Source organism: Phaeobacter sp. CECT 5382, assembly GCF_001457775.1.
GTDB lineage: Bacteria > Pseudomonadota > Alphaproteobacteria > Rhodobacterales > Rhodobacteraceae > Pseudophaeobacter.
Window position 1 is genome coordinate 92093 of the sequence record NZ_CYSG01000005.1, and the last position, 19618, is coordinate 111710.

At 59.6% G+C, this 19618-nt stretch carries 20 protein-coding genes; 11 read left to right on the forward strand and 9 right to left on the reverse strand.

Annotated features, from left to right (window positions below):
• Positions 1 to 17: 17 nt before the first annotated feature.
• On the reverse strand, positions 18 to 503 hold the full coding sequence (locus tag PH5382_RS07330; protein ID WP_231751819.1) for a hypothetical protein: 486 nt from the start codon (positions 501 to 503) through the stop codon (positions 18 to 20).
• 335 nt (positions 504 to 838) lie between these two features.
• On the opposite strand from PH5382_RS07330, the gene ileS reads away from it, so the two are divergent.
• Entirely contained in the window at positions 839 to 3802 is a 2964-nt protein-coding gene (gene ileS / locus PH5382_RS07335) for an isoleucine--tRNA ligase (protein ID WP_058333714.1), read from the forward strand.
• Between the two features lie 130 nt (positions 3803 to 3932).
• On the opposite strand, the gene PH5382_RS07340 is transcribed toward ileS, so the two are convergent.
• A complete protein-coding gene (locus PH5382_RS07340) occupies positions 3933 to 4280 on the reverse strand; it encodes a hypothetical protein (protein WP_156414856.1) in 348 nt (115 codons plus the stop codon).
• A gap of 155 nt (positions 4281 to 4435) precedes the next feature.
• Between PH5382_RS07340 and PH5382_RS07345 the strand changes: the two genes are divergently transcribed.
• Positions 4436 to 4888, forward strand: coding sequence for a methylated-DNA--[protein]-cysteine S-methyltransferase (locus PH5382_RS07345; RefSeq protein WP_058333716.1), 453 nt, complete (start codon positions 4436 to 4438; stop codon positions 4886 to 4888).
• Positions 4889 to 4965: 77 nt separating this feature from the next.
• On the opposite strand, the gene PH5382_RS07350 is transcribed toward PH5382_RS07345, so the two are convergent.
• Both PH5382_RS07350 and PH5382_RS19725 read right to left on the reverse strand, forming a co-directional pair.
• Positions 4966 to 5658: a CDP-alcohol phosphatidyltransferase family protein gene (locus tag PH5382_RS07350; RefSeq protein ID WP_058333717.1), complete on the reverse strand. Its 693-nt coding sequence runs from the start codon at positions 5656 to 5658 to the stop codon at positions 4966 to 4968.
• A gap of 39 nt (positions 5659 to 5697) precedes the next feature.
• Positions 5698 to 5910 (reverse strand): hypothetical protein, encoded by a 213-nt coding sequence (locus PH5382_RS19725; protein WP_156414857.1) that lies wholly within the window; start codon positions 5908 to 5910, stop codon positions 5698 to 5700.
• 212 nt (positions 5911 to 6122) lie between these two features.
• Between PH5382_RS19725 and PH5382_RS07355 the strand changes: the two genes are divergently transcribed.
• Positions 6123 to 6734 (forward strand): class I SAM-dependent methyltransferase, encoded by a 612-nt coding sequence (locus PH5382_RS07355; RefSeq protein WP_058333718.1) that lies wholly within the window; start codon positions 6123 to 6125, stop codon positions 6732 to 6734.
• A 144-nt stretch (positions 6735 to 6878) separates the two neighbouring features.
• On the opposite strand, the gene PH5382_RS07360 is transcribed toward PH5382_RS07355, so the two are convergent.
• The 3 genes from PH5382_RS07360 to fsa all read right to left on the reverse strand — a co-directional run bounded on the left by PH5382_RS07360 (position 6879) and on the right by fsa (position 9742).
• Positions 6879 to 7817 carry a tyrosine recombinase XerC gene (locus PH5382_RS07360; RefSeq protein WP_058333830.1) on the reverse strand — a complete coding sequence of 313 codons (939 nt, stop codon included), beginning with the start codon at positions 7815 to 7817 and terminating at the stop codon, positions 6879 to 6881.
• An 80-nt stretch (positions 7818 to 7897) separates the two neighbouring features.
• Positions 7898 to 8605 (reverse strand): DUF484 family protein, encoded by a 708-nt coding sequence (locus tag PH5382_RS07365; protein WP_058333719.1) that lies wholly within the window; start codon positions 8603 to 8605, stop codon positions 7898 to 7900.
• Positions 8606 to 9088: 483 nt separating this feature from the next.
• Positions 9089 to 9742, reverse strand: coding sequence for a fructose-6-phosphate aldolase (gene fsa, locus PH5382_RS07370; protein WP_058333720.1), 654 nt, complete (start codon positions 9740 to 9742; stop codon positions 9089 to 9091).
• Between the two features lie 97 nt (positions 9743 to 9839).
• Here fsa and PH5382_RS07375 point away from each other — a divergent pair, with 97 nt between their 5' ends.
• On the forward strand, positions 9840 to 12035 hold the full coding sequence (locus PH5382_RS07375) for a primosomal protein N' (protein ID WP_058333721.1): 2196 nt from the start codon (positions 9840 to 9842) through the stop codon (positions 12033 to 12035).
• Between the two features lie 104 nt (positions 12036 to 12139).
• Here PH5382_RS07375 and PH5382_RS07380 read toward each other — a convergent pair whose 3' ends face one another.
• A complete protein-coding gene (locus PH5382_RS07380; RefSeq protein WP_058333722.1) occupies positions 12140 to 13213 on the reverse strand; it encodes a YeeE/YedE family protein in 1074 nt (357 codons plus the stop codon).
• A gap of 181 nt (positions 13214 to 13394) precedes the next feature.
• Between PH5382_RS07380 and PH5382_RS07385 the strand changes: the two genes are divergently transcribed.
• The 3 genes from PH5382_RS07385 to PH5382_RS07395 all read left to right on the forward strand — a co-directional run bounded on the left by PH5382_RS07385 (position 13395) and on the right by PH5382_RS07395 (position 16081).
• A complete protein-coding gene (locus tag PH5382_RS07385; protein WP_058333723.1) occupies positions 13395 to 14642 on the forward strand; it encodes an MFS transporter in 1248 nt (415 codons plus the stop codon).
• Between the two features lie 117 nt (positions 14643 to 14759).
• Positions 14760 to 15632 carry a 50S ribosomal protein L11 methyltransferase gene (locus tag PH5382_RS07390; protein WP_058333724.1) on the forward strand — a complete coding sequence of 291 codons (873 nt, stop codon included), beginning with the start codon at positions 14760 to 14762 and terminating at the stop codon, positions 15630 to 15632.
• Positions 15633 to 15736: 104 nt separating this feature from the next.
• Positions 15737 to 16081: a hypothetical protein gene (locus PH5382_RS07395; RefSeq protein ID WP_058333725.1), complete on the forward strand. Its 345-nt coding sequence runs from the start codon at positions 15737 to 15739 to the stop codon at positions 16079 to 16081.
• 280 nt (positions 16082 to 16361) lie between these two features.
• On the opposite strand, the gene PH5382_RS07400 is transcribed toward PH5382_RS07395, so the two are convergent.
• Complete coding sequence (locus PH5382_RS07400) at positions 16362 to 16580, reverse strand: DUF1127 domain-containing protein (protein WP_058333726.1); 219 nt, start codon at positions 16578 to 16580, stop codon at positions 16362 to 16364.
• A 348-nt stretch (positions 16581 to 16928) separates the two neighbouring features.
• Here PH5382_RS07400 and ruvC point away from each other — a divergent pair, with 348 nt between their 5' ends.
• From ruvC to PH5382_RS07420, 4 genes are read left to right on the forward strand one after another with little or no spacing between them, the layout of a single operon-like run.
• Positions 16929 to 17426, forward strand: a complete 498-nt coding sequence (ruvC, locus tag PH5382_RS07405; protein WP_058333727.1) for a crossover junction endodeoxyribonuclease RuvC — start codon at positions 16929 to 16931, stop codon at positions 17424 to 17426.
• Positions 17423 to 18112 carry a Holliday junction branch migration protein RuvA gene (gene ruvA / locus PH5382_RS07410; RefSeq protein WP_058333728.1) on the forward strand — a complete coding sequence of 230 codons (690 nt, stop codon included), beginning with the start codon at positions 17423 to 17425 and terminating at the stop codon, positions 18110 to 18112. Before ruvC ends, ruvA begins: the two co-directional genes overlap by 4 nt.
• A 57-nt stretch (positions 18113 to 18169) precedes the next feature.
• Entirely contained in the window at positions 18170 to 19201 is a 1032-nt protein-coding gene (gene ruvB / locus PH5382_RS07415) for a Holliday junction branch migration DNA helicase RuvB (RefSeq protein WP_058333831.1), read from the forward strand.
• A 32-nt stretch (positions 19202 to 19233) separates the two neighbouring features.
• Complete coding sequence (locus tag PH5382_RS07420; protein WP_082645594.1) at positions 19234 to 19560, forward strand: nucleoside triphosphate pyrophosphohydrolase family protein; 327 nt, start codon at positions 19234 to 19236, stop codon at positions 19558 to 19560.
• Positions 19561 to 19618: the final 58 nt, after the last annotated feature.

The following is a 19618-nucleotide window of genomic DNA, read 5'->3' on the forward strand; positions in this document are numbered from 1 at the left end:
GGCGAACGCTACTGGTGCTATTTCAATTCGATCTTCAGAGGGTAGCCAAAAAGATCCTGTGATTTGTCGCGCTGGCTGGCCGCGCTGGAGGTCGCAATTGCACCCACCAACCCATAGCCAATCAGAAAATGCGCGGCGGTGGCCGTGTTGGCGGCCTGTTGCGTTAGATTGACGGGTTTGATGGTCTCGTCGAAGGTATAGTGATCCGACTGGCACAGGACCTGCATCGGTGGCGTGTTCTTGCCATAGGCTGGTAGGTTGACCTGCGATGGGATCGCGATTTCGGCACTGAAATGAGTGCTGACGAGGCGACAACTTTTTGGCTGGTACGGCAGTGGGATGGCCGAGTAAGATCGGTCATCGGGAAAGCTGAACTTGACTGGGGTGACAGCAACGGTGGGTGTTTTCTTACCCTGTACGTTTAAAACCACTTCTTTGGAGAGGCTGAGAGGCTTGCTTGGGCTTGATACTGTGTCGCTGCAGCCGGTCAGGACAAATGCCAATGCTGCTGTGCCAGGGACTACGTTTTTATACAATGGGCTCCCCGTGTGAATGTTGATTTTCCTTGTTAGTCAGCTGTGTTTTTCGACGCAATGAATGGTGGCAGAGCGTGGCACTGTATGTTTCCTCCGGGCAACAATTATGTCGCGCCATAACCGCGCTTTACCCCCGCCGCTGCAACGCCTATAACGCCCCCATGTCCCACCGTGCGGTCATCATTATTCGAATTATATCCCCGGCGCTCTGATTGCACGAGCCGCCGGGCAAAGGCGCTTGAGCCATCGCGCCGAACCGAAGCAACCTAATTTTCGACCTGATTATCCAAAGGACGCCACCCATGTGCGCCGACACAGCTGAAACACCCGACTACAAACAGACCCTGAACCTGCCCAAGACCGATTTTCCAATGCGCGCGGGCCTGCCAAAGCGCGAGCCTCAGTGGCTGGATCGCTGGGCCAAGATTGGCGTTTACGACCGGTTGCGCGAAAAAGAAGGCCGCACGCCATTTACGCTGCATGACGGGCCTCCCTATGCCAACGGCCATCTGCACATCGGCCACGCGCTGAACAAGACGATCAAGGATATGATCGTGCGCAGCCACCAGATGATGGGCTTTGATGCGCGCTACGTGCCGGGCTGGGATTGTCATGGCCTACCCATCGAGTGGAAGATCGAAGAGCAGTACCGCAAGAAGGGCAAGAACAAAGACGCCGTTGATGTGGTTGAATTCCGCCAGGAATGCCGCGCCTTTGCCGACAAATGGGTCGATATTCAGCGCGAGGAATTCAAACGCCTTGGCATCACCGGCAACTGGGCTGATCCTTACCTCACCATGGATTTCCACGCCGAGGCAGTGATCGCAGCTGAGTTCCAGAAGTTCCTGATGAACGGCACGCTGTATCAGGGCTCCAAGCCCGTGATGTGGTCGCCGGTTGAAAAAACCGCCCTGGCCGAGGCCGAGGTGGAATACAAGGACAAGGAAAGCTTCACCATCTGGGTGAAATTCAAGGTTTCAGGCCATGGCGTGAGTGGCGATAGTGCGGCAGAAGTTGAAGAGAAAGCTTCGCGCACCAACGAATTGCTCAACGCATTTGTGGTGATCTGGACCACCACCCCCTGGACCATCCCGTCGAACAAGGCGGTGGTCTATGGTGAAAACTACGACTACGGGCTTTACGAGGTCACCGACGCGCCCGAAGAATGCTGGGCCGCCAAGGGCGACCGCTTCCTGCTGGCCGACAAGCTGGCCGCAGACGTGATGTCGCGCGCCCGTCTGGACGAGGGGCAATATACCCGCGTGCGCGCCGTGCCTGCGGATGAGCTGGCGACCTTGCAGCTGTCGCACCCGCTGGCGGGCGCTGAAGGTGGCAAGGGCGAATGGGACGCACCCCGCGATTTCCGCGCAGCTCCTTTTGTCACGGATGAAGAAGGCACCGGTTTTGTCCACTGCGCGCCAAGCCACGGTATGGAAGAGTTTGAGCTCTACCGCGACTTGGGCATGCTGGAGCAGGTGATCACCTATAACGTCATGGATGATGGCGGCTTTCGCGCGGATCTTCCGTTCTTTGGCGGCAAATACATCCTCAACCGCAAGGGCGGTGAGGGCGATGCCAACAAGACCGTCATTGACAAGCTGGTTGAGGTCGGGGGCCTTCTGGCGCGTGGCAAGATCAAACACAGCTACCCGCACAGCTGGCGCTCCAAAGCGCCGGTGATCTATCGCAACACGCCACAGTGGTTTGTCGCGGTGGACCGCGCAGTGGGTGATGGCCAGGACGAGATGGGCACCACCATCCGTGAACGCGCCCTGCGCTCCATTGACGAGCTGGTGAAATGGACGCCAAAGACGGGTCGCAACCGGCTCTATTCGATGATCGAAGCGCGTCCCGACTGGGTGCTGTCACGCCAGCGCGCCTGGGGGGTGCCGCTGACCTGTTTTGTCAAAAAGGGCCTGCTGCCCACCGACGAGGGTTTCCTGCTGCGCGATGACGCGGTGAATGCCCGTGTCGCGGCCGCCTTTGAGGTTGAGGGCGCAGATGCCTGGTACGCGGACGGTGCTAAGGAACGTTTCCTGGGTGCGGATTATAATGCCGACGAATGGGAGCAAGTCTTTGACGTGCTCGACGTCTGGTTCGACTCCGGCTCGACCCATGCCTTTGTGCTACGAGACCGTGCCGATGGCACCAAGGATGGCATCGCGGACGTCTATATGGAAGGCACCGACCAGCACCGCGGCTGGTTCCATTCCTCGCTGTTGCAGGCCTGTGGCACCAAGGGCCGCGCGCCCTACCGCAATGTGGTGACGCATGGCTTTACGCTGGATGGTAAGGGCAACAAGATGTCCAAATCGCTCGGCAATACCATCGTGCCCGAAGAAATCATCAAGCAATACGGCGCCGATATCCTGCGGCTCTGGGTGGCGCAAACCGATTATACCTCGGATCAGCGCATCGGCCCTGAAATCCTGAAAGGCACCGCTGACAGCTATCGTCGCCTGCGCAACACAATGCGCTATATGCTGGGATCACTGGGGGATTTCAGCGAAGACCAGCGCGTCGCCACCGCCGATATGCCCGAGCTGGAGCAATGGGTGCTGCACCGTCTGGCCGAACTCGATCATGTGGTGCAGAACGGCTATAAATCTTTTGATTTCAACGGTGTCTGGCAGGCGATCTTCAACTTCGCCACCGTTGATCTGTCGGCGTTCTACTTTGATGTGCGCAAGGATGCGCTCTATTGCGACGGTGACACCGCCAATGCCCGCGCGGCGCGCACAGTGCTGGATATCCTGTTTCACCGTCTCACCACATGGCTGGCCCCCATCCTGGTCTTCACCATGGAAGAGGTCTGGCTCGAGCGCTTCCCCGGCGAGGACAGCTCGGTGCATCTGACCGATATCCCTGACACGCCTGCGGATTGGCTGAACGAGCCTCTGTCGGCGAAATGGACGCAAATCCGTCAGGCCCGCCGGGTGGTGACGGCGGCGCTGGAAATCCAGCGGGTCGACAAGGTGATCGGCGCCTCACTGGAGGCCTATCCGGTGGTGCATATCCGCGACGCCGAGGTTCTTGCAGCCCTGAAGTCGGTGAATTTTGCCGATATCTGCATCACCTCCGGAATCTCCCTGACTGGCGATCCGGCCCCGGCAGAGGCGTTCCGTATGCCCGAAGTTGACGGGATTTCGGTGGTGTTTGAAAAGGCCGAAGGGGACAAATGTCAGCGTTGCTGGAAGATCCTGCCGGATGTTGGCACCCATAAGCACGCCGGTGTCTGTGGCCGCTGTGACGCAGCACTTGGCTGATGCGCCTTTCTGGTGAGGCTCAGCAAAGTGCAGAGCCTGACGCCTGAGGAAAGAAATTGAAAAAGGGCTCCCAGTTGGGGGCCCTTTTTGCGGTCTTGTGGTCCGTGAACTCGGTTGCGCGCAGCGGTCTCTACAGTCCACGCATTTCCAGATAGCTGCGTTCCGCAATCAGCGTACTTGCAGGCTTCGGGCCTGGCGCATGTCCGGAATCTAGATCCAGAAAATGCGAGTGCAGAGCCTGCGAGCTATAGACACCCGTGCCCATCGCCGTCTGGCGCAGGGCTTGCTGCGCGGGGCCGACATGCTGACTTTGACCTGCTATGGTCTGCGCCCCCTTCAGGTAGAGTTCCCGCTGAAGGGCGCGGTCCCGACCTTGGGTCTTGCCTTCGTTCAGACTTGCATCCGCTGCAGGCACGCCTGCCTTGAGAGAGAGATTGATGCTGTTTGCGCTATAGCCGATGGCGGTTGTGGTCATCATTGTCTTCACCCGTTCACAATTCGTGCTAAGAGTTTTAGCACAATTTTAGTGAAATGCCTTCGCACCTCTGTGTAGGTCAAAGGCCTGTTGGCATAGGTCGCTATACGAAAGTATCCGATTTGTGCACCGCTCTCCTGCCCGGAAAGACCGAAACCATGCCATCTGCCATGATAGACACGATCGTCGGCCCTCTGAGTGTCACCGAACAGGACGGGGCCATCATTCGCCTGTCCTGGCAGCAGGAGGGGGCTGACAGGACAGAGCTTCTGGACCGCGCAATCGAACAATTGCGGGCCTATTTCGCCGGGGAGCTGACCCGGTTTGATCTGCCCCTTGCGGTTGCGGGTTCTGATTTTCAGCGGGCTGTCTGTGATGCCATGTTCGCGATCCCCTTTGGTGAAACGCGCACCTATGGCGACATCGCCCGGGACCTGAAGGCGCCGCCGCAACCCATCGGCAATGCCTGCGGAGCCAATCCGATTCCGGTGATCATTCCGTGCCACAGGGTGTTAGGGGCCAATGGTCTTGGTGGGTTTTCCGGGGCTGGCGGGGTTGAGACCAAAGTCACCTTGCTGAAACACGAAGGGGCTGCAGGCCTGCTGATTTGATCGTGCAGGCTGTTGTCATATGATGCCAAAGCTTGCTCCGGCGTCTATCCGGAGACTGCAACCTCAGGGGGGCAGCTTCAGCGGCGTTCCGGAAAGATCTGCTGGGCGATGCCAACAAAAAGCAGATAGACCGAGGTGACAACCAGCCCCCAATGCGCCCAGCTTTGCGGGTGGAAATCCACCCAGGCAGCCCAGCCGGCAAAAAAGGTCCAGGCGAGCGCCATCGGCAGTGAGATCTTGCGCCAGCGTTCGGTGCGCACGGGGTGGATGAATTTCAGCGGTAGGAACATCGCGATCGACAAGAGCGTCACCAACACCAGAATGGTCCAGTGGCTGGGCTCCAGCGCAAAAATCACCAGAACCAGCATGTTCCAGCAACCCGGAAAGCCGGAGAACGAATTGTCCTTGGTCTTCATCCGGGTGTCGGCAAAATACATCGCACTGGCAAAGGTGATAACGATGATGGCAACCCAGCCCGTCCAGCCCGACATCAACCCCGATTTGAACAGGGCAAAGGCGGGGATGAAGACATAGGTCAAGTAGTCGATGATCAGATCCAGCAGCACGCCATCAAACTGTGGCGCGTAGCGTTTCACATGATAGTGGCGCGCCAGCGGTCCGTCGACACCATCTACGGCAAAGGCCACAACCAGCCAGACAAACATCAGGCTCCATTTTGCATCGACGGCTGCCAGCATCGACAGCATGGCAAAAACGGCACCGGTTGCGGTGAAAAGGTGAACGGAGAGGGCGCGGATCTGAGGTGTCATAAGCCTCTGATGGCGAAAATCGCGCGCGCCCGCAAGTGTTCAGTGGAGCCGGGTTGGGTATTCCTGCCCCTGAAGCGCAGGTGCCGGGCTCAAAACCCGCAGGGACGTCGCATAAAGTGTTTCGACAGAGCGCGCCGGAGAACCTACCGGAGAGCGGCGCGATTTTTCGGGATTTTTGGGAAAACGGATTTGCGAAGGCGCAGGGGCTGGCGCGGCAGGGGCCGGATGGAACGAGGCTGTCTGCAAAGTCATCTTGGGGCATCCTTTCTGGAGCATCGGGAGCCCTCAGATAACCGGGCAGAGATTAACCATGGCTTTGCACCTCTGGAAAAGATGTTTCGCATTTTAAGCGTTCGGTTTTCGCGCATTTTGACGCAGGTCACTACATTCCATTTTCCGAATTAGTATAATAATAAGTGTACTGTAATTTTGTTCAGCAGGTCTGTTCATCGAGGGAGAGCAGGATGTCGCAAAAAGCAAACTACTGGAATAGCGTCTATCAATCCAAACAGACGGATGAGGTGAGTTGGTTTCAGGCGGAACCGAAAGCTTCGCTGGAAGCCATCGCGCAGTGTGGTGGGCGGAGCATGTCGGTGATTGACATCGGTGGCGGGGCGTCGCGACTGGTTGGTGCTTTGCTGGACCAGCGGCGCCGGGATGTGACGGTACTGGATATCTCTGCCAAGGCTTTGACCCTGTCGCGGGCGCGTCTGGGGGCCGAGGGAGATCATGTCGCCTGGATTGCCACGGACATCACCACATGGCGCCCACAACGGCAATGGGACATCTGGCACGACAGGGCTGTGTTTCATTTTCTGACAGAAGCTGCGGATCGCACCGCCTATCTGCGCGCCTTGAAGCAGGCAGTGCGGTCAGGTGGCTTTGCCATTCTGGCCAGTTTCGCGCCGGAAGGGCCGGATAGTTGCAGCGGTCTGCCGGTCCAGAAGTATTCACCAGAAAGTCTCGCGGCCGAGTTGGGGGCGGAGTTTGAGCTGCAGCGCAGCTGGGAGGAGACCCACGAAACCCCAAACGGCGGCGCGCAGGCCTTCACCTGGTGTCTGTTCAAAAAGATCTGAATGAGGCCGCAAATACGCCGGGCTGTCCCGAAATGCGGGCTCGGAAAACGGCCAGCATAGTACCAGCATAGTATCGGATTTTTTTGGTAGGGGTCGGGCGTTTTTTTTGAGGCAGCTCTGCCGTGAGGCTCTTCTTTGGCTGTGTCAGGCCTTTGGGTGGGCCCGGTTATACACCGCCATAAGATGCGCCGTATCCACCGCAGTATAGGCCTGTGTGGTCGACAATGACGCGTGGCCAAGCAGCTCTTGAATCGACCGTAAATCGCCTCCGGCCTCCAGCAGATGGGTCGCAAAACTATGGCGCAGCGCATGTGGCGTGGCCGTGGCCGGCAGTCCCAGCTGGGCACGGGTCCGGGCCATGACGCTTTGGATCTGGCGCGGGTTGAGGCCGCCGCCGCGCACACCGCGAAACAGGGGGGCTGTATCGTCTTGCGGATGCGGGCACAGTTTCAGGTATCGTGAGACAGCTGTACGGGCGGCATCTATCACTGGCACCATACGTTCCTTGCCGCCTTTGCCCAGAATTCTGAGACTGGCGGGCAGGGGCGCGTCTTTCCCGGTCAGGCCGAGTGCCTCGGAAATGCGCAAACCACAGCCATAGAGTAGGGTGACTACGGCGACGTCGCGCGCGGCGACCCAATCGGTGCCTGATTGCAGCTCGACGGTCTCTATCACGGCACGCGCCGCATCTTTAGCCAGAGGACGGGGCAGTTTCTTTTGAAACTTGGGCGCGCGGGCGGCCAGAACGGCGGTGGGCTCAAACCCTTCGCGTTCCGCCAGCCAGCGATAAAAGCTTTTGACGGCAGAGAGCTTGCGCGCCAGGGACCGGGCCCCGGTGCCCGAATTGCGCTCATTCGCCATCCAGGCTCGCATGTCAGAGGTGGAGATCTTTGCCAGTGCGCCCAGGCCCTGTGGCGCGCCACTATGCATGGTCATGAAGGCCAGAAAACTGCCAAGATCGCCGCGATAGGCCGTGATGGTATTGCTGGCCACGCCTTCCAGGGCGCTCAATCCCTGCAGCCAGAGTTGCAATGCGTCACGGCAGGCCGCAGAAATCAGCGACGCTTGCGCCTTGCCAAGCAACTCAGGTTGGGTCAGATCGGCTAGCTGCTGTTGCTCACCGGGCGATGAGACATGTTCGGAAGCGGGATGAGCCGTGCGGCTCACGAGAGCCAGCGGCGCATGCTGCGTTCAAACACGCCGGCAAAGAAGGTCAGAAGATCTGTGCCGTGCTGCGGTGTGAACTGGTGCGGATCTTCGGAGCCCAGAACCAACAGTCCCGGCAAACGACCCTTGCCAAGATCCAGCCGCAGACAGGCTTCGGAGCGGATCCATTCGGCTTTCTCTCCGTAGACCGTGGGGCTTGCGCCCTGCACCTGCCGCAGAGTGACTTGCCGGGCAGGTCCACCCCGGCCATTGGCCGCATAGCTGTCGATGTAGCCGGGGCCTGCGACCTTGAGAATATCCCCCATCCGCGCGGCGGCGGCATCGCCATCGTTCTGAACGGTTTCCAGCAGCAGCGCGATGGCATCGACCCGCAGGATTTCTGCCAGGTCGGTGGTCAGGGTTTTGAGGAAGCTTTCGAAGTCCACCGGATCCAGCAGGCGCAGGATGGCACGGTGAATTTGATTCGTACCGGCCAGGTTTTCATAGGCCGCAGCAATGACCGAGCGATGAGTGTCCTCCAACCGGTCCAGGCGGGCCTCAAGCCGTTCCATGGCGATACCGCGCATGTCGACGATATTGGAGCCCATGGCGCGCTCATTGGCGGCCACCAGGGCGTTCATCAGGCCCTGATCTTCTAATAGCGCATCCGGCTCGGCCAGGATTGCGTCACGCAGGGATGTTTCTAGTTTGGCGGTACTGCTCATTCTTGAACCTCTGTTGGGCTTTGACGTGGTTATAGCATGGGTTTTGCGCGGTGGTGGCAAAATTTTCGTTGATCTGAGGAAAAGGCGGGAAGAGGCCGGGGCCGGAGTGTAGTCGGCCAGATTACTGGACAAGGACGGTTGCTCTCCCGCCCAAGGCCGAGGGATCAAAGATCCATCCGCCCCGGTTGGGCCCGGCGCCGGGCTGCGCCCGTCGCCACAGGAAGGAAAGAAGAAAGAAACAGAAAAAGGGCTGAGAAGCGGTTTAAGGGCAGGTCTGCCTTAAACGCGCATTGGTAATTTTTGAATCTGCATCTGCCGCCTCAAGGGTGAACTGCGCTGTGCGCAGCCGCGTGCGCGGCCCTTGACCCGCCAGATACAGGGGGAGTGTCACGTCACTGGATGGTGGCACTGCATGCCGACAAGACAGAAAAGAAAAAGGCGTCCGAGGGACGCCTTCTCATATCGCTATATCAAGGTCGCGACTTACAGGATCTTGATGTCTGCCGCCTTGATGTCTGCGAGGAAGGTCGCGAGACCTTTGTCAGTCAGCGGGTGGTTCACCAGTGATTTGATCACCGCTGGTGGCGCGGTGATGACGTCAGCACCGATGAGGGCACTGTCCAGGATGTGATTGGCCGAGCGGATCGAGGCCGCCAGGATTTCGGTGTCAAAACCGTAGTTGTCATAGATCTGGCGGATATCGTTGATCAGCTCCATGCCGTCGAGGTTGATGTCGTCCAGACGGCCAATGAAGGGCGAGATGAATGTCGCACCGGCCTTTGCCGCGATCAGCGCCTGGTTGGCGGAGAAGCAGAGCGTCACATTGACCATGTGGCCGTCGTCCGACAGGGTTTTGCAGGCCTTGAGGCCATCCCAGGTCAGCGGCACTTTGACGGCGATGTTTTCAGCGATCTCGACCAGTTTGCGGCCCTCGGCGATCATGGTCTCGGCGTCGGTTGCGGTGACTTCTGCAGAGACGGGGCCGCTGACCAGATCACAGATCTCTTTGGTGACCTCAATAATGTCACGACCGGATTTCTTGATCAGTGAAGGGTTGGTGGTCACACCATCCACCATGCCCAGATCGTTCAGTTCAGCAATGGCGTCGATTTCGGCGGTATCTACGAAGAATTTCATCGGCGGGAATCCTTTTGGGAAAGTTTGGCCTCGATTGCGCTAGCCTTTAGCGCATGGCAGAGGCATTAAAAAGCCCTGAGGAGCGGAGGCGACAGGCGTGAGCGCACAGGACTATTTCCATCAAGGCGACAGGGTGGCGGTTTTGACCGCGCAACCTCTTGATCGGCTTTTGGATTATCGCGCGCCTGAGGGCGGCTGTTTTCGCGGCGCCTTTGTCGAAGTGCCGCTGGGGCCGCGCAAGGTTCTCGGGGTGGTCTGGGGTGCGGGGGGCGGTGGATTTGATTCGGCCAAACTGCGCAGCGTCATCCGGGTGCTGGATGTGGCCCCCATGCGCGAAGAGATGCGGCAGTTTCTGGGCAAGGCGGCGGATTATACCCTGACGCCGATGTCTGCGATGCTGCGGCTGGCGACGCGCGCGCCGGGGCTGTCGGATCCGCCCTCGATGCGCAAGGTTCTGCGCCTGGGCGATAAGGAGCCGGACCGCATGACCGATGCCCGTGCCAAGGTGCTGGCAGTCATGGAAGAGTTCGGCGGGCTGGCCTTTACCCCCAAGGAGCTGGCCGACATGGCCGATGTGACGCCTTCGGTGGTCAAAGGGCTGGTGAAGCAGGGCGCACTTCGCGAAGAAGAGACCCCGCGCGATCTGCCCTACCCAAACCTGGATCCGGAACGTCCGAGCAAGGTGTTGACCGAGGATCAGGCCCGCGCTGCTGCGATCCTGGCGGAAGGCGTTGAAAGTGGCGCCTATGGCACCACCTTGCTGAAGGGGGTGACCGGATCGGGCAAGACCGAAGTCTACCTCGAGGCCGTGGCCTCCTGCCTGCGCAAGGGGCGTCAGGCGCTGGTCTTGCTGCCGGAGATTGCCCTGACGGCAGAGTTTTTGAAACGGGTCGAGCAGCGTTTTGGCGCGACCCCTGCCGAATGGCATTCCGGGGCTACCATGACAGAACGCCGCCGGGTCTGGCGCATGGTGGGGCAGGGCAATGCGCAGCTGGTGATTGGTGCCCGCTCGGCGCTGTTTCTGCCCTTTCGCGATCTGGGCCTGATCATCGTCGATGAGGAACATGACACCTCGTATAAACAGGAAGAGGGGGTGCTTTATAATGCGCGCGACATGTCGGTGCTGCGCGCCGCGATGTGTTCGGCGCAGGTGGTGTTGGCTTCGGCGACGCCCAGCCTGGAAACCTGGGTCAATGCCGAGGCGGGGAAATACAGGCGTGTTGATCTGAACGCGCGCTTTGGCACAGCAGTGCTGCCGACGATGAAAGCGGTGGATATGCGGGCCGAGGATCTGCCGGCAGCGACCTGGATTTCACCGACGCTGAAGGCGGCGATGCAGGAACGGATTGAGCGTGGGGAGCAGTCGCTGCTGTTTCTCAACCGGCGTGGCTTTGCGCCAGTGACGATCTGCCGGGCCTGTGGCAGTCAGGTGGCCTGTGACAATTGCGATGCCCGTATGGTTGAACACCGGTTCATGAAGCGGCTGATGTGCCATCAATGCGGTGAAACAAAGCCGGTGCCCACCATTTGTCCTTCCTGTCAGGTGGAGGGCAAGATGGCGCCTGTGGGGCCGGGGATCGAACGGCTGGGCGAAGAGGCCGCAGCGCTGTTTCCCGAGGCGCGCATCGCGGTGTTGAGCTCGGATCTGTTTGGCTCGGCGCGCGCGTTGAAAGCCCGGATCGAAGAAATCGCGGCAGGGGAGGCGGATATCATTCTTGGCACGCAGCTGGTGGCCAAAGGGCATAACTTTCCGCTGCTGACCCTGGTTGGGGTGATTGATGCCGATCTTGGCCTGCAGGGGTCGGACCTGCGCGCAGGCGAGCGCACCTTTCAGCTGATGCGGCAGGTGGCCGGGCGCGCCGGGCGCGCCGAACGCCCCGGTGAGGCATTATTGCAGACGTTCCAGCCAGAACATCCGGTCATTCGTGCCATCCTGACGGGCGATGAGGAGGAATTCTGGCGCGCCGAGGCTGAACAGCGTCGCGAGGCAGGCGTGCCGCCCTATGGCCGTATGGCGGGGATTATCCTGTCGGGATCTGATCTGGCGCAGGTGTTTGATCTGGGCAATGCGCTGGCGCGCAATGACGGGCCGTTGCGGCAGGTTGGCGCGCAGCTTTTTGGACCGGCTCCTGCGCCGATTGCCCGGGGGCGGGGGCGGCACAGGGCGCGGCTGTTGGTCAAGGCCGCCAAGGGCGTCGCCTTGCAAGAGGCGCTGGCGCGCTGGACCGCCCCGTTCAAAATGAAAGGGGATTTGCGTCTGAGTATTGACATTGATCCTCAGAACTTCTTTTGAAATCGCAACGGAGTATTGGCCTGAAAGGTTGCGCTCTGCTCGCATTCATCTGGCTTCAAATACCTAACAGCATCGCTGGCCGACCCTGCTTCAGAGCATGCTGATCAAGCGGTGGCCGGGCGCAGCTTTTGATCCACCAGCATGTCGGTCGCCATGGCGCCGATCCACATGCAGAACAATGCAAGCCATGCTGTGCCGGTGAAAATCGACCCACCGGTCACACCAGCCCCAATGGCGCAACCGCCGGCCAACATGCCGCCAAACCCCATCAGCACCGCGCCAATCATGGCTTTGCGCATGGTGAGGGCATCGTCAAAGGCCTGAAGTTTCATCTCGCCTGCAGACCAAGCCGCCAGCATCGCGCCGATAAAGACGCCCGGCACCAGGCCAATGTCGAATTCCAGAATGGCGTTGCGATCCAGAAAGAACATCAGGGTATGGGCCGACGGGCCGGTGAAGGTCGCACTTTCGATCTGCACGGGGTCAAAGGCGACTTGGCTGAGCCCGTAGGTCAGCACCCAACCCAGGGCCACGGCAAAACCGACGCCAGACGCAAAAACCAGACGGGCAGCGCCAATGCGATTGCGGCGCGACAAAACCAGTGCCACGGCGGCAATGGCCAGCCCCAGCGCGAGACCGCCCCATTCCGGCAGGCCGAATTCCACCAAAAGATCCATGTTGCGCCCGCCAGAGGTGATCCAAAGACCCGCGAGGCGATCACGCAGCGGCGACAGCATCCCCGAAAGGCTCATCTGAGCGACCACCGCAAAGATCAGACCAGACACAACAGAGCGCAGATTGCCGGTGGCTGCCAGCACCAGCAGGCGCCCGGAACAACCCCGTGCCAGCACCATACCGGCACCAAAAAGCAGCCCGCCGATGATGGCCCCGGACCAGCTGCCGGGAACGGCCATCATGCGCGCATCGGCACTGCGCATCAGGCCCAGAAGCTCAGCTCCCTGCACCCAGACCACGGCAGTGGAGAACGTGAGCAGCCAGACCGCCATCCGATCACCCAACTGGCCGCGGGCAAATTCCACCGTGGCCGCACGTAGACAGAACTTTGAGCGCTGGGCGGCAATGCCGAAGGTCACCCCGGTCAGCAGCCCAAACAACGCCGCAACGGGCGCTTCGCCCAGGCGTTCGGCCAGGGTCTCAATAAGGGTTAGCAGATCCACGTTGGCGCCCTCCGGGGTTCAATTCAATAAATCATATATATGAAACCGGAAAAAGCAGCTTTGATACAGATCAGCCAAAGTGAAGAGAGGCCGTTGGGGCTTTTGTGCGCCAGTGCAGCCATGGATGTGCGGGGCGCGCTTTGCTCTCGCGCATCGCGTGGAATGGGCGTAAACGGGCTGCATGTTCAAACCTCTCCCTCTGGATGCGGCCCGTCATCTGCCGCTGTGGCGCCGCCCCACCACATTGCTTTTTGTGATGGCGCTGTGCATGCCGATCGCCTTCAATGCCTGGTCGGCCCTGCTCAACAACTTTGTTATCGAGGCAGCACAGTTTGATGGCGCGGACATTGGCCTGCTGCATACGGTGCGTGAAATTCCGGGCTTTCTGGCGATTGGCGTGATTGCCGTGATCCTGTTTGTCCGCGAGCAAGTGCTGGGCATGGTCTCTTTGATGCTGCTGGGGGTGGCGACGGCCTTTACCGCCTGGTTCCCGTCGTTGGGGGGCATCCTGACCATTACCATGCTCAGCTCGATCGGGTTCCACTATTACGAGACGGTGAACCAGTCGCTGCAGCTGCAATGGCTGCCCAAAGCAAAAGCCCCGCAGATGCTGGGTTGGCTGGTTGCGGCCGGGTCGGCGGCGACACTGGTGGTTTATGGGTTGATCGTGCTGTTCTGGGAGCCGCTTAATCTGTCCTATAATCTGTCCTATAATCTGGTCTTCATGACCGCAGGCGGCGCCACTGCCCTGATCGCGCTGTTTTGCCTCCTGGCCTATCCGCAATTCGACTCCCCCACACCGCAGACCAAAAAGCTGATCCTGCGCCGCCGCTACTGGCTGTATTATGCGCTGCAGTTCATGGCGGGCGCGCGGCGTCAGATCTTTGTGGTTTTTGCCGGCTTCATGATGGTCGAAAAATTCGGCTTTGAAGTGCACGAGGTTACCGGCCTGTTTCTGATCAATCTGGTGATCAATATGGTGGCAGCACCTCTGTTGGGGCGCTTTGTGGCCCATTTTGGTGAGCGCCGCACCCTGATCTTTGAATATAGCGGTCTGGCGTTGGTCTTTGCTCTTTATGGTGGCATCTACTGGTTTAGCTGGGGCGTGGTGCTGGCGGCCTGTCTTTATGTAGTGGACCATGTGCTGTTTGCCCTGGCGCTGGCACTGAAGACCTATTTCCAGAAGATCGCGGATCCGGCCGATATCGCGCCGACGGCGGCTGTGGCCTTTACCATCAACCATATCGCGGCGGTGTTCCTGCCAGTGCTGCTGGGTCTGTTGTGGGTGATCTCGCCTGGGGCTGTTTTTGCGCTGGCGGCGCTGATGGCGCTGGTGTCGCTGGGGCTGTCCTGTCTGATCCCACGCCACCCGGAGGCAGGCAACGAGACAGTGTTTTCAAAATATGCATCCCGCGCGCCAGCCGAATAAGTCGAACAAGGGGTTTTTGCGCTAAAACGGATCTGCACCAGCGGGAAAAAGGGCTGTGCTCTTGACCTCGTGACGCCTTGGGCCTAGGCGCGGGGCAACCCTTGCTGGAGATCCGACATGCCTACCTTTACCGCGCTGACCACTCTGACCGGCAAACCCCAGGCCGAAGCCCTGGGCGCAGCAATGGAACGTCTGATGCCGGAACCCACCGGTGTCGGCGTCTTTGAGGTCGAAGACGGATCGGGCCTGTGGGAGGTCGGTGGCTATTTCACCGAAAGCCCCGATCAGGCCGGGCTGGCGCTTTTGGCGACGATGCATGGTGCCAAGGAATTCGCCATCTCTGAGCTGCCGGAAACCGATTGGGTTGCCCATGTGCGCCGCGAGCTGGCACCGGTCGAGGCGGGGCGGTTCTATGTCTATGGCAGCCATGATGCCGACTCTGTGCCCGCCGGACGCATCCCGCTGCTGATCGAGGCGGCAATGGCCTTTGGCACCGGGCACCACGGCACCACATTGGGCTGCCTCAAGGCGCTGGATCATCTGATCGACGAAGGTTTTGTTGGTCACAAGGTCGCTGATATCGGCTGTGGCACCGCTGTGCTGGCGATGGCAGCTGCGCGGGTCTGGGAAGGTGACTTCGTCGCCAGCGACATTGATGAGGTTGCGGTGGATGTCGCCGAGGCAAACCTCAAGGCCAACGGGATGGAAGGGGCTGTCACCTGCCTGGAGGCAGCGGGCTTTGATCATCCGGGGCTTCAGGCCACCGCGCCCTATGATCTGATTTTTGCCAATATCCTGAAAGGACCGCTGGTGGCCCTGTCGCCAGACCTTTGCGGCAACCTTCGTCCCGGTGGATTCGCCATTCTGTCTGGAATCCTGAACGAGCAGGCCGATGACGTGATCGCGGTTTATGCCGAGAATGGAACCAATCTTGTGCGTCGGGATCGGATTGGTGAATGGACCACGCTTCTGCTGCAGCGAAAGGCCTGATTTAAGGCAAGTTTAAAGCGGATTTTAGACATCTGCCCCAAAGTTGCCACAATTGGGGTCCACAAAAACTTATCCGCTGGTGGGGGCCAGTTCGGAGCAAGTTTATGAGTATTCAACATCAAGAATTCCGTGGCCGTGTCGCCAATCTGGAAAACAAGCATGCCGCCTATGCTCAGGGGTATACCGCCCGGGTGCAGCCGGATGGGCTGATTGTCGTTGTGCCGCGCAAGATGCGGTCGCGCATTTCCGGACGGGTGCTTTTGTTGACCGTTGCCTCTTTCCTGTTGTTCAAGGCTTTCCTGATGGCAGCGCTGGGCTTTGACAGCTACGATGAACGGATTGCAAAACTAGCCGATGGGACCGCAGTGGAACGGGCCGGTGCCTTGGTGATGCAGGCGGATCCTGTTTCTGTCTGGGGTGCCGAAAAGATGGGGCCGATCCTGCGCTAAAACCGGTGCTGAAATCTTCTTTAAAACAATAAAAAATCAATATGCCAGTCTGACAGGGCAGCCTTGAGTAATTCGGGAAAAACCGGTGAATATGGTTTGAAGGTACAGATTTGCAGAACCGCCGTAGCACATGCTGCGGCGGTTTTTTGTCAGCTCTCTGGCAGAACGAAAGCCCGCATTGGCCGCCAGAAAGCCAGCCATAAAAAACGCCGCGGCCAGAATGGCGCGCGGCGTTTTGGTCGGTGTCCCTCAGGGATGGGGAGGGACTGGCCGGAATACCTCAGAAGATTGTTTTGCCGGTTGCCACGCGTTCGATGTCGCCGCGGCACATGCCGATATCCGCCAGTTCACGATCCGACAGCGAGCCCAGCGTGTTCTTGGAGACGCGGGTGTCGTTCCAAGCGATCACGGCAGCAGCGGCCGAGACGAAATGGGTGCCGATACGGCCAAATGGGCCGGTGGAGCCATAGGTGGTGCGGGTGGTGTCGAATGCAGCCATATCCTCATCCTTTGTATCTGAGTGAACTGTTTTACGCCGAGATCATCCCGGTGCATTGGCGGCCATCTAGTCGCGAATTTTCACTCCGGCAAGGGATGAAAATGCATGTGTCATATGCACAGCGCGCATAGCTATGAGCTATAAAAATAAGGGCTGATTGCATCTTTTAACTTCGTGTCAGGAAATGTCGCAATGCCCCTGGAAAAGGGTCGGTTTCAGAACAGGATTTGGGGATTTTAGCCACGTGCCTGACTGTGTGGTCAAATGGGAAAGCGTTTGGAGATGTTCGCCTTTTGTGCTATTCGCTAAAAAAATAATGAGAACACTCAGGCAGAGGCCGGGCAAAACATGCGCATTTTGGGAATTGATCCAGGGCTTCGCAACCTTGGATGGGGGGTGATCGAATCGCAGGGCAGTCGGTTGAGCCATGTCGCAAACGGGGTCTGCACCTCTGATGGGGACGATCTGGGGGAGCGCCTGTTGTCGCTGCACAACCAGGTCACCGAAGTGATCGCGACCTATGCGCCGGATCAGGCAGCGATTGAGCAGACATTCGTGAACAAGGATGGGGTTGCGACGCTCAAACTGGGACAGGCGCGCGGCGTTGCCCTGCTGACCCTGGCCAAGGCCGGTCTGCCCACTGGCGAATACGCGCCAAACCGGGTGAAAAAAACCGTGGTTGGTGTCGGCCACGCCAGCAAAGAGCAGATCATTCATATGGTAAAGCTACAGCTGCCGGGATGTGCGCCCAAAGGCGCTGATGCAGCCGATGCACTGGCGATTGCCATCTGCCACGCCTACTATGGTGGGACCCAGCAAAGACAGTTGAAGGAAGTACGTGCATGATTGGAAAGCTGACGGGCCGACTGGATTATCGCGCGGCAGATCATGTGCTGATCGACGTTCGCGGTGTTGGCTATCTGGTCTATTGTTCGGACCGCACCATGATGGGACTGCCGGGCGTTGGTGAACCTCTGGCACTTTATACCGATATGGTGGTGCGCGAAGACCTGATGCAGCTTTATGGCTTTACCTCGCTGGTCGAGAAAGAATGGCACCGGCTGCTGACCTCGGTGCAGGGGGTCGGGGCCAAGGTCTCGCTGGCGATTCTTGGCACATTGGGCCCGGATGGTGTCAGCCGGGCGATCGCCTTGGGGGACTGGGGCAGCGTCAAGGCCGCCAAAGGGGTTGGTCCCAAGACCGCGCAGCGCATCGTTCTGGATCTCAAAGACAAAGCCCCCGGAGTGATGGCCATGGGCGGCAGCATCACAGAAGCGCTGGAAGGCCCGGAGCTGGACACCGTGGTTGAGACTGCAGAGCCTGCCGCGCCAAAGAAATCCACGCGCAAAGCTGCGCCCAAGCCAAGCGGTGCAGCAGCGGCATCGGCGGGGGCACTGTCGGCATTGGGCAATCTTGGTTATAGCCCCTCGGACGCGGCCTCGGCGGTGGCAGAAGCAGCGGGCGACACCCCCGACGCAGACGAGGCGGCGCTGATCCGCGCTGCCCTGCGCCTGTTGGCACCGAAGGGGTGAGCAGAGTGGTTCGAGATGAACGCGCTGTTGATGTAATTTCAAAACCGGGTGGATGACATGATCGACGCTGACCCAACCCTGCGCCCGACACCGCTGCCGGAAGATGGCACCGGTGAGGGGGATCGCGCGCTGCGCCCGCAGGGGCTGTCGGAATTTATTGGTCAGGCCGAGGCCCGTGCCAATCTGCGCATTTTCATTGAATCCGCCCGCCGTCGTGGCGAGGCGATGGATCACACATTGTTTCATGGCCCGCCCGGTCTGGGCAAAACCACCCTGGCGCAGATTGTGGCGCGCGAGCTGGGGGTGAATTTTCGCATGACCTCGGGGCCGGTGCTGGCCAAGGCGGGGGATCTGGCGGCGATCCTGACCAACCTTGAAGCGCGTGATGTCCTGTTCATTGATGAAATTCACCGGCTGAACCCGGTGGTCGAAGAGATCCTCTATCCGGCGCTGGAAGATTTTGAACTTGATCTGGTGATCGGCGAAGGACCTGCTGCGCGCACGGTGCGGATTGAGTTGCAGCCCTTTACGCTGGTGGGGGCGACAACCCGGATGGGGCTTTTGACCACGCCGCTGCGCGACCGCTTTGGCATCCCGACCCGGTTGCAGTTTTATACGGTGGATGAGCTGTTCGAGATCGTCCGCCGCAATGCCCGCAAACTGGGCACACCCGCAGATGACGAAGGGGCGCGCGAGATCGCGCGGCGCGCAAGGGGAACTCCAAGGATCGCAGGACGGCTCTTGCGCCGCGTGGTGGACTTTGCGGTTGTCGAGGGCGACGGGCGCATCACGCGAGACCTGGCGGATGGGGCACTGACCCGGCTTGGGGTGGACAATCTGGGGCTGGACGGGGCTGACCGGCGCTATCTGCAGCTTATTGCCGAAAGCTACAGTGGTGGCCCCGTCGGGATCGAAACACTTTCGGCGGCGCTAAGCGAAAGCCGCGACTCGTTGGAAGATGTGATCGAACCCTATCTGTTGCAACAAGGTCTGATCCAACGCACCCCGCGCGGCCGCATGCTGGCGCAAAAGGCCTGGACCCATCTTGGTATCGCACCGCCGCAGCGCGCGACGGATCTGTTTGGCTGAAATATTGAGGCAAGAGGCGCTTGGAGGACGATATGGCAAAAGCGACGCGTAACGTGGCGGCGGAGCCATCCACCAGTCTTGCGCAGCTCACGGATCTGGCGCGTGCGGTCTCTGATATCTATGCGGAACGTTTCGACATCAAGCGTGATCCGGCTTGGTATCTGGGCAAGATGAGCGAAGAGCTCGGAGAAGTGAGCGCGGCCTATCTGAAATGCGCGGGCCAGGGACGGGGTAAAGGATCGCGTCGTGATCTGGAGGATGAACTCGCAGATCTGCTGGGCTTTGTTCTGCTCTTTGCCGATTGGCAGGGGATTGATGCCGGTGCAGCCTTGCAGCGCAAATGGGGCGCGTATCTCTAAGCTGCGGTGACCGTGCTAAGATTTTGCTGAGAAGGCCCTGCGGGGCAGATCTGCCCCG

Bases quoted from the DNA above. Each gene is read 5' to 3' on its own strand.
- ruvC (WP_058333727.1), top strand. From the start codon at position 16,929: ATGCGCATTTTGGGAATTGATCCAGGGCTTCGCAACCTTGGATGGGGG.
- PH5382_RS07385 (WP_058333723.1), top strand. From the start codon at position 13,395: ATGTTCAAACCTCTCCCTCTGGATGCGGCCCGTCATCTGCCGCTGTGG.
- PH5382_RS07395 (WP_058333725.1), top strand. From the start codon at position 15,737: ATGAGTATTCAACATCAAGAATTCCGTGGCCGTGTCGCCAATCTGGAA.
- ileS (WP_058333714.1), top strand. From the start codon at position 839: ATGTGCGCCGACACAGCTGAAACACCCGACTACAAACAGACCCTGAAC.
- ruvA (WP_058333728.1), top strand. From the start codon at position 17,423: ATGATTGGAAAGCTGACGGGCCGACTGGATTATCGCGCGGCAGATCAT.
- PH5382_RS19725 (WP_156414857.1), bottom strand. From the start codon at position 5,910: ATGACTTTGCAGACAGCCTCGTTCCATCCGGCCCCTGCCGCGCCAGCC.
- PH5382_RS07355 (WP_058333718.1), top strand. From the start codon at position 6,123: ATGTCGCAAAAAGCAAACTACTGGAATAGCGTCTATCAATCCAAACAG.
- PH5382_RS07350 (WP_058333717.1), bottom strand. From the start codon at position 5,658: ATGACACCTCAGATCCGCGCCCTCTCCGTTCACCTTTTCACCGCAACC.
- PH5382_RS07340 (WP_156414856.1), bottom strand. From the start codon at position 4,280: ATGATGACCACAACCGCCATCGGCTATAGCGCAAACAGCATCAATCTC.
- PH5382_RS07420 (WP_082645594.1), top strand. From the start codon at position 19,234: ATGGCAAAAGCGACGCGTAACGTGGCGGCGGAGCCATCCACCAGTCTT.
- PH5382_RS07365 (WP_058333719.1), bottom strand. From the start codon at position 8,605: ATGAGCAGTACCGCCAAACTAGAAACATCCCTGCGTGACGCAATCCTG.
- PH5382_RS07345 (WP_058333716.1), top strand. From the start codon at position 4,436: ATGCCATCTGCCATGATAGACACGATCGTCGGCCCTCTGAGTGTCACC.
- PH5382_RS07390 (WP_058333724.1), top strand. From the start codon at position 14,760: ATGCCTACCTTTACCGCGCTGACCACTCTGACCGGCAAACCCCAGGCC.
- PH5382_RS07400 (WP_058333726.1), bottom strand. From the start codon at position 16,580: ATGGCTGCATTCGACACCACCCGCACCACCTATGGCTCCACCGGCCCA.
- ruvB (WP_058333831.1), top strand. From the start codon at position 18,170: ATGATCGACGCTGACCCAACCCTGCGCCCGACACCGCTGCCGGAAGAT.
- fsa (WP_058333720.1), bottom strand. From the start codon at position 9,742: ATGAAATTCTTCGTAGATACCGCCGAAATCGACGCCATTGCTGAACTG.